Source organism: Kitasatospora sp. NPDC058243 (assembly GCF_042882025.1).
Lineage (GTDB): Bacteria > Actinomycetota > Actinomycetes > Streptomycetales > Streptomycetaceae > Kitasatospora.
In genome coordinates this window covers 1-7,393 of record NZ_JBHVWW010000072.1, presented here as the reverse complement: position 1 = coordinate 7,393, position 7,393 = coordinate 1, and the positions used below count along the sequence as shown (strand labels likewise).

The 7,393-nt window shown below is 74.1% G+C and carries 7 protein-coding genes; 3 read left to right on the top strand and 4 right to left on the bottom strand.

Annotated features, from left to right (window positions below; genetic code table 11):
- Positions 1–178: 178 nt before the first annotated feature.
- Positions 179–1,966, top strand: a complete 1,788-nt coding sequence (locus tag ACFVX9_RS33220) for an ABC transporter transmembrane domain-containing protein (RefSeq protein ID WP_387985243.1) — start codon at positions 179–181, stop codon at positions 1,964–1,966.
- Positions 1,963–3,750: an ABC transporter ATP-binding protein gene (locus ACFVX9_RS33215; RefSeq protein ID WP_380378299.1), complete on the top strand. Its 1,788-nt coding sequence runs from the start codon at positions 1,963–1,965 to the stop codon at positions 3,748–3,750. The genes ACFVX9_RS33220 and ACFVX9_RS33215 overlap by 4 nt, the downstream gene beginning before the upstream one ends.
- 16 nt (positions 3,751–3,766) lie before the next feature.
- Here ACFVX9_RS33215 and ACFVX9_RS33210 read toward each other — a convergent pair whose 3' ends face one another.
- The gene (locus tag ACFVX9_RS33210; protein WP_380378297.1) at positions 3,767–4,192 is read right to left on the bottom strand and encodes a cupin domain-containing protein; all 426 of its coding nucleotides are present in this window, start codon (positions 4,190–4,192) and stop codon (positions 3,767–3,769) included.
- Positions 4,193–4,284: 92 nt separating this feature from the next.
- Here ACFVX9_RS33210 and ACFVX9_RS33205 point away from each other — a divergent pair, with 92 nt between their 5' ends.
- A complete protein-coding gene (locus ACFVX9_RS33205; RefSeq protein WP_380378296.1) occupies positions 4,285–4,947 on the top strand; it encodes a TetR/AcrR family transcriptional regulator in 663 nt (220 codons plus the stop codon).
- Between the two features lie 28 nt (positions 4,948–4,975).
- On the opposite strand, the gene ACFVX9_RS33200 is transcribed toward ACFVX9_RS33205, so the two are convergent.
- The 3 genes from ACFVX9_RS33200 to ACFVX9_RS33190 form a co-directional block, all read right to left on the bottom strand.
- Positions 4,976–6,163, bottom strand: coding sequence for a flotillin family protein (locus tag ACFVX9_RS33200; protein ID WP_063346367.1), 1,188 nt, complete (start codon positions 6,161–6,163; stop codon positions 4,976–4,978).
- 58 nt (positions 6,164–6,221) lie between these two features.
- Positions 6,222–6,458: a hypothetical protein gene (locus tag ACFVX9_RS33195; RefSeq protein WP_350880803.1), complete on the bottom strand. Its 237-nt coding sequence runs from the start codon at positions 6,456–6,458 to the stop codon at positions 6,222–6,224.
- Positions 6,459–6,613: 155 nt separating this feature from the next.
- Positions 6,614–7,294: a YitT family protein gene (locus tag ACFVX9_RS33190; RefSeq protein ID WP_208869047.1), complete on the bottom strand. Its 681-nt coding sequence runs from the start codon at positions 7,292–7,294 to the stop codon at positions 6,614–6,616.
- Between the last annotated feature and the right edge of the window lie 99 nt (positions 7,295–7,393).

The window sequence follows — 7,393 nt, the reverse complement described above, 5'->3', positions numbered from 1 at the left end:
CGCCGGAACCGACCGCCCCCACCGCGTCACCCCCGGGTCAGCCGGCGATCCGCGGGCCCCCACCCGACCTGTGGGTGCGTCAGTTCCGTGGCGGGGCGGTCTGCCAGACTCCGGGAATGAGACGTCAACGGATCCTGGACCAGTTCGCGGCTCGGGGGCCCGCCCGGGGGCAGGCGGGATGACCGGCGCCGGACCGGACCTGCCCGGGGGTGCACGCCGGGTCCCCTACCGTGATCCCGGGCTGCCGGACTACCGGAGTCCGCTGCGCTTCCTCTGGTGGCTGGTGCGCAGGCAGCGCGGCCGCGTCCTGCTCGGCTCGACCTGGGGCAGCCTGTGGATGTGCGCCCTGATGCTGCCGCCCTACCTGATGTCCAGGACGATCGACGAGGGGCTCCGGGCCCGCGACAGCGGCGCGCTGGTCTTCTGGGTGTCGGCCGTCCTCGTGGTCGGCGCGCTCATCGCCGTCCTCGGGATCCTGCGGCACCGCACCATGACCTTCATCCGGGCGGACGCCGCGTACCGCACCGTCCAGGTCATCACCCGGCACGTCAACCGGCTGGGGACGACGCTGCCGCGCCAGGTGTCGGCCGGTGAGCTGACCCACCTCCAGGCCGGCGACATCGGCCGGATCGCGCAGACGCTGACCATCACCGGGCCCGGGGTCGGCGCGGTCATCGCCTACCTCGCCACCGCCGTCCTGCTGGTCCGGATCTCGGTCGTGCTCGCGGCGGTGATCCTCCTCGGGGTGCCCCTGCTGGCCCTCACCGTCGGCCCGTTGCTGGGGAAGCTGCACGGCGCCGAGGGAGGCTACCGCGAGCAGCAGGGGGCGCTGACGGCCCTGGCCGGCGACCTGGTCGCCGGGCTGGGTGTGCTGAACGGCATCGGCGGCAAGCCGATGTTCGCCCGGCGCTACCGGGAGCGCTCGCAGGCCCTCGTCCCGCTCGGCTACCGGGTGGCCTCGTTCACCAGTTGGGTGCAGGCGCTCGGCGCCTGCCTGCCGGTGGTCTTCCTGGCCGTGGTGACCTGGCTCAGCGCCCGGATGGCGGCCGCCGGTTCGATCACGGTCGGTGAACTGGTCTCCGTCTACGGCTACGTGGCGGCCCTGCTGGTGCCCGTCACCGCCTTCGTCGAGGGCGCGGACGACCTGCCGCGCGGGCTGGTCTCCGCCCGCCGGGTCACCGACATCCTGGCGCTGCGGCCGGATTCGACGCGCAGCCGGACGCTGACGACCCCGCCCGAGGCCCCGGCGGGGCTGAGCGATCCCGACTCCGGCCTGCTGCTGCGGCCCGGGCGGCTCACCGCGCTGGCCGCCGCCCGGCCCGAGGAGGCCCGGGCCGTCGTCGAGCGGCTGGGCGGCTACACCGACTCGGACGCCACGTGGGGCGACACCAGGCTCTCCGACCGGGTGCCCGCCGAACTGCGGCGCCACGTCCTGGTGTCGGACGACGACGCGTACGTGTTCGGCGGCACGCTCCGTTCCGCGGTGTCGATCCGCGGCGACCGCACCGAGGAGGAGCTGCGGCGCGCCCTGCACGCCGCCGCGGCCGAGGACATCGTCGACGCCCTGCCGGGCGGCCTGGACGCACCGCTCGACGACCGCGCCGGCAACGTCTCGGGCGGGCAGCGCCAGCGGCTGCGGCTGGCCCGCGCGCTGCTGGCCGATCCCGAGGTGCTGCTGCTGGTCGAGCCCACGTCGGCGCTGGACGCGCTCACCGAGGCGGCCGTGGCGGCCCGGATCGGCGCCGTGCGCGGCGACCGGACCACCCTGGTCGTCAGCACCTCCCCTCTGGTGCTCGGCCGCGCCGACGAGGTGGTCCACCTGGTGGACGGCAAGGTCCGGGCCACCGGCACCCACGGCGAGCTGCTGGCCCGCGACCCCGGCTACGCGGCGCTGGTGTTCCGCGGCGGCAGCGACGACCGCCCGGCGAGCGCCCCGGCGGACGCCGAGGAAGGCATGGTCCGATGAGCAACCCCGACACCCCCGACACCCCCGACACCCCCAACGCCCCCCACCGCCTTCCGGTCGCCGACACCGCGACGGTGCGCCGGGCCAGTTGGCGCCTGCTGGCGGACGACGGCCGGGCGATGGGCGCGATCGTCGCCCTCACCTGCCTCGCCGCCCTCGCGGGCGTCGCCGGGCCGTGGCTGCTGGGCCGCATCGTCACCCGGGTCGAGAACGGCGAGCTGACGGTCGGCCAGGTGGACGGCTTCGCCGCGGCGGTCCTGGGGTTCGCCCTCGCCCAGCTGGTGCTCACCCGCTACACCCGCTACCTCTCCCACCGGTTCGGCGAACGCGCCCTGGCCCGGCTCCGCGAGGAGGTCGTCGAGCGGACGCTCGCGCTGCCCGGGCGGTACGCGGAACGGGTCGGCGCCGGCGACCTGGTGACCCGCTCCTCGCTGGACGTGGGCACCGTGGCCGCCACCCTGCGCAACGCGGCCCCGGACGTCTTCATCGCCGTCGTCCAGGTGCTGGTCATCCTCACCGCGACCTTCCTGCTCGACCCGCTGATCGGGCTCTGCGCCCTGGTGGGCCTGCCGATCGTCTGGGCGGTGAGCCGCTGGTACCTGTCCCGGGCCCGGGAGGCCTACCTCGCCGAGGGGGCCGCGGCGGGCGGGGTCACCGAGGTCCTCGACTCCACTGCCCACGGCGCCCGGACCATCGAGGCGTACGGGGTCGGGGCGCGCCAGGACGGCGTGGTCGACCGGGCCGTCGACACCGCCTACCGGGCCGGGGTGCGCACCCTGTTCCTGCGGACCGTGCTGTTCCCGGTCACCGAGTTCGCGCACGCGCTGCCGATGGCGCTCGTCCTGCTGGTGGGCGGCCTCGGCCACCTCCACGGCTCGGTGACGCTGGGCGCGGTGGTGACGGGCGGCCTCTACATGTGGCAGCTCGTCGACCCGCTGGACCGGGCGCTCAACTGGGTCGAGCAACTGCAGCGCAGCGGTGCCTCGTTCGCCCGCATCAAGGGCGTCGGCCTGGTGTCGCAGGAGCCGCCGGCCACCGGCCTGCGCCCCGCCGACGACCGGATCGAGGCCGTCGGCGTGCGGTACGCCTACACCGGCTCGCACGACGTGCTGACGGACGTCGACCTGGTGGTCCGACCGGGCGAGCGGCTGGCCGTGGTCGGCCCGTCCGGCGCCGGCAAGTCGACCCTCGGCAAGCTGCTCGCCGGCGTCGACGCCCCGGACGCGGGGCGGATCCTGGTCGGCGGCGTGCCGGTCGCGGACCTCGCCGCGGCGGGCGAGCTGGGCAACCGCGTCGTGCTCATCACCCAGCAGCACCACGTGTTCATGGGGACGCTCCGGGAGAACATGACGCTGGCCGCCCCGGACGCCGAGGACGCGGCGGTGCTGGCCGCGCTCGCCCTGGTGGAGGCGGACTGGGTGCGCGACCTCCCGGACGGGCTGGACTCGCTCCTGGGCACCGGCGGGACCGAACTCGGCGCCGCGCAGGCCCAGCAGCTCACCCTGGCCCGGGTCCAGCTGGCCGATCCGCACACCCTGATCCTGGACGAGGCGACGTCCCTCCTCGACCCGACCACGGCCCGGCAGGCGGAGCGGGCGATGGCGGCCGTGCGCTCCGACCGCACGGTCATCTCCATCGCCCACCGGCTCCAGACCGCGCACGACGCGGACCGGGTCGCCGTCATGGCGGCGGGCCGCATCGTCGAGCTGGGCACCCACGACGAACTGGTCGCCGCCGGCGGGGCGTACGCGGCGCTCTGGCGGTCGTGGAGCGGGGAGTCCTGACCGTCCCCGGCAGCGGTCAGGGGGTGTCGGTGCGCTTTTCGAGCCGGGTGCCGTGGCGCAGGGTGAGCGACATCAGGTCGCTGGGGCCGTCGAGTTCGAGGCGGTGCCAGCGGCCCCGGGGGACGACCACGGCGCTGCCGGCGGGCAGCGGCACCAGCTCGTCGACACCGCCCCCCGCGCCGTCGCCGCCCCCGTCCGCGTCCCCGCCCGCGGGTCGGAGGTAGAGCCGCGCGCCACCGGTGAGGCAGCACACCGCCTCGTCGGCCTCCGGGTGCATCTCCCAGTGGTCGGCGTGGACGTCGGCCTCGGTCTCCACGTGGAAGGCGCCGAGGTGCCAGGTGCCCGGCGCGCCGCCGGCCATCTGCCGCTCGGCGGCGCGGACTTCGCCGTCGGGGTGGAAGTGCAGGGCCGAGGCGAACAGGTCGACGGCGGTGGGCGTCATGGCGGTGTTCCTTCCGGTCAGCAATTTCTATACGCGTAAGAAAACTAACCCCACACCATCGCCGCTGTCGACCCCTGGGGAAGAATGGACCCATGCCGACCGCACCGCGCAGGACCTCGGGCCGACCGCCCCGCATCTCCCGTGAGCAGGTCGTCGAGGCGGCCCGCCGGATCGTGACCGAGGAGGGCGCGGACCGGCTGACCATGCGCCGCCTCGCCTCCGAGGTCGGCAGCACGCCGATGGCGCTCTACCACCACGTGCGCGACAAGGAGGAACTGCTCGTCCTGCTGCTGGACGACCACGCGGCACGGACACTGCGCCGGCCCGAACTACCCGCCGACCCGCGCGACCGCGTCGTCCGGTCCGCCGCCGCGATCCACGAGGCCCTGGCCGACTGCCCCTGGATCGTCGAGGTGCTCACCGCCGACGACCTGATGTCCGCGTCCGCGCTGTGGTTCGTCGAGCAGATCGTCGACGGCCTCACCGCGTGCGGCCTCACGCCGGAACGGGCCGTGCAGGGGTACCGGACGATCTGGTACTACACCGCCGGCGAGCTGGTGGTCCGGGCGGCGGCGGCCCGGCGGCGCGCGGACGACGAGCGCGCCACGTACCGGGAGCAGGTGTTCGGCGGCCTCGACCCGGACGAACTCCCCCGCCTCGCCCAGGTCGCGGACCGCTGGGCCGCGCTGACCACCGACGACACCTACCTGGACGGCCTGCGGGCCCTGGTGGACGGCCTCGTCGCCGCCCGTTGACGCCTCGGCCCGCAGGCCCCGGCGCGCCTCAAGTCCGTTCCGGGAAGCGGGGCTTGGACTTGCCGTCGCCGAACGGGCCGGTCGAGTGCTGGAGCGAGTGCAGGATGGCGAGGCCCTGGCTGACGATGCCCGCCGCCATCTGGTTGACCCCGTCGCTGCCGTTGAGGACGGTGAGTTCGGCTCCGGACATGCCCCGGGCCGCCGCGTCGGCGAGGGCCGGCAGGTTCTCCACGATCCGGTTGGCCGCGATGAGCTCCTGGTTGCCGCCGCGCAGGGAGTCCGCCCGGGCGGTGTTGGCGTCCGCCTGCGCCTGGGCGAGCGCCCGCTCGCTGTAGGCGCTGCCGTCCGCCTCGAACTTCACCCGGTCGCGGGCGGCCTCGGCCAGCGTCCGCTGCCGGTAGGCCTCGGCGTCCGCCGGGCGCCGCACGTCGGCCTCCAGTTGCTGGGCGGCCAGCGCGGCCCGGCGCTGGGCGAGCGCGGTCTGCTCCTCGATGACGTCCTGGGAGGCCCGGGCCTCGGCGAGCGGCCCGGCCTGGGCGGCCCGGGCCCTGGACTGCTCGGTCTCGGCGAGGAACCCGGCCCGTTTGATCGCGGTGTCGCGCTCGTACTCGGCCTTCAGCGCGGCCGCCTGCTGCTCCCGCTCGGCGGCCTCCTGGTCCGCCTTGGCCTGGGCGATCCGGGCCTGGCTGGCGACCGCCGCCACGTGCGGCGCGGCCAGGTTGTCGATGTACCCGGTCGAGTCCTCGATCTCCTGGATCTGCAGCGCGTCGACCACGATGCCGAGCTTCTCCATCTCGCCGTGGCTGCCCGCCATCACCTCCTGGGCGACCCGGCTGCGCTCCCGGATGATCTGCTCGACGGTCAGCCCTCCGATGATCGAGCGCAGGTGGCCGGCGAAGATCCGGCCGACGAGCTCCTCCATCTGGTCCTGTTCCGACAGGAAGCGGCGGGCCGCGTTGGCGATCGACACGGCGTCGTCGCCGACCTTGAACACGCAGACCGCGCGCACGGTGAGCCGGATCCCCTGCTGGGTCACGCAGTCCTCGGCGATCTCCGCCTCCCGCAGGGCCAGGGAGAGCATGCGGACCTTCTGCTTGACCGGCAGGACGAGGCTGCCGTGCCCGGTGACGATGCGGAACTGGGTGTCCTGCGCCTGGTGCTTGGACCCGGAGATGAGCATCGCCTCGTTGGGTGCGGGAACGTGCCAGAAGAACATGACCGACCACCTGACCAGCTGGGATCCGAAACCGCGATGAGGGCGGCAACAGCTCTACTTAGGGCGGCAACAGCTCGACGATCACCGAGCGGGCCGAGATCGCGTCCACCACGACCACCCGGACGTCCCGGCCGACCGGCTCCGAGCACCAGGCCGCGAACACCTCCGAACCACCCCGGAGGGCGACCAGGACCTCGCCCGGGCCGCCCGCCGGAATGGGCACCGTCACCTTGCCGACGGCTCCGACCGGGCTCTGCCGGGAGTCGTCGACCGCGGGCATGCTCTCTCGCGCCACCGGCGCCTCCGGTCCCCACGTCGCACCACCGGGTCGAGGACACCTACGGCAACCGCCGACGGCGGCGGTGCCTCGACCCCTTCCACGGTACTCCGGCAACCGGTCCGCCACCGGCCGTCGCCGGCCACCACCAGGGCGGGCCGGACCGGCACCGGTCAGGGCACGGCCAGGGCGACCGCGAAGCCGTGGTCCGGGATGTCGAGGAAGCGCCGGTTGAACCGGACGAAGGGCTCGATGAGCAGGTCCACGAAGACCAGGAAGGCCACCGTGCCGATGCCCACCGGGCCCCCCAGCAGCCAGCCGCAGAGCAGCAGCACTCCTTCGATCAGCCCCTTCGCGCACCAGAACGGCCAGGTCCAGCGGTGCCGGATGGTGATCGCCAGCAGGTCGATGGCCCGGATGCCGAAGCCGCTCATGATGATCAGCGCCGAGGCGTAGGCGCACAGCAGCGCGCCGAGCAGCATCAGCGGGTAGCTGCTCAGCCCCAACCAGGCCGCCGGCCGCAGCCATTGGAAGAGGTCGATCAGGCTGCCGCACAGGAAGAAGGTCACGAAGGGCGAGACCACCGGGCGCTTGCGGTTCCACGCCGCCCACGCCCCGATGCACACCACCGCGACGGCCGCCTGGCACAGGCCGATGGTGAGCGGCAGGTGCTTGAGCACGCCCAGCGAGAAGACGTCGAGCGGGTCGGTGCCCAGATCGGACTGGATGAAGAAGTGGGCGCCCGTCGAGAAGACCACGCAGCCGGCCAGGTACACCAGCGCCCTGGGCAGTAACTCGCCCAGCCGCCAAGGTTTTCCGTTCGGATCGACGCCAGGGGGACGGTGGGACGCCATGGGTTCCTCCGTAAGGTGTTAGGTGGCCCGGGAGGGCCGGATGTGGCTGATGGGTTCTTGCCGACCGTGGCTTCCCTGGAGTGGCCGTCCGGCTCTCCG

Bases quoted from the DNA above. Each gene is read 5' to 3' on its own strand.
- ACFVX9_RS33220 (WP_387985243.1), top strand. From the start codon at position 179: ATGACCGGCGCCGGACCGGACCTGCCCGGGGGTGCACGCCGGGTCCCC.
- ACFVX9_RS33215 (WP_380378299.1), top strand. From the start codon at position 1,963: ATGAGCAACCCCGACACCCCCGACACCCCCGACACCCCCAACGCCCCC.
- ACFVX9_RS33210 (WP_380378297.1), bottom strand. From the start codon at position 4,192: ATGACGCCCACCGCCGTCGACCTGTTCGCCTCGGCCCTGCACTTCCAC.
- ACFVX9_RS33205 (WP_380378296.1), top strand. From the start codon at position 4,285: ATGCCGACCGCACCGCGCAGGACCTCGGGCCGACCGCCCCGCATCTCC.
- ACFVX9_RS33200 (WP_063346367.1), bottom strand. From the start codon at position 6,163: ATGTTCTTCTGGCACGTTCCCGCACCCAACGAGGCGATGCTCATCTCC.
- ACFVX9_RS33190 (WP_208869047.1), bottom strand. From the start codon at position 7,294: ATGGCGTCCCACCGTCCCCCTGGCGTCGATCCGAACGGAAAACCTTGG.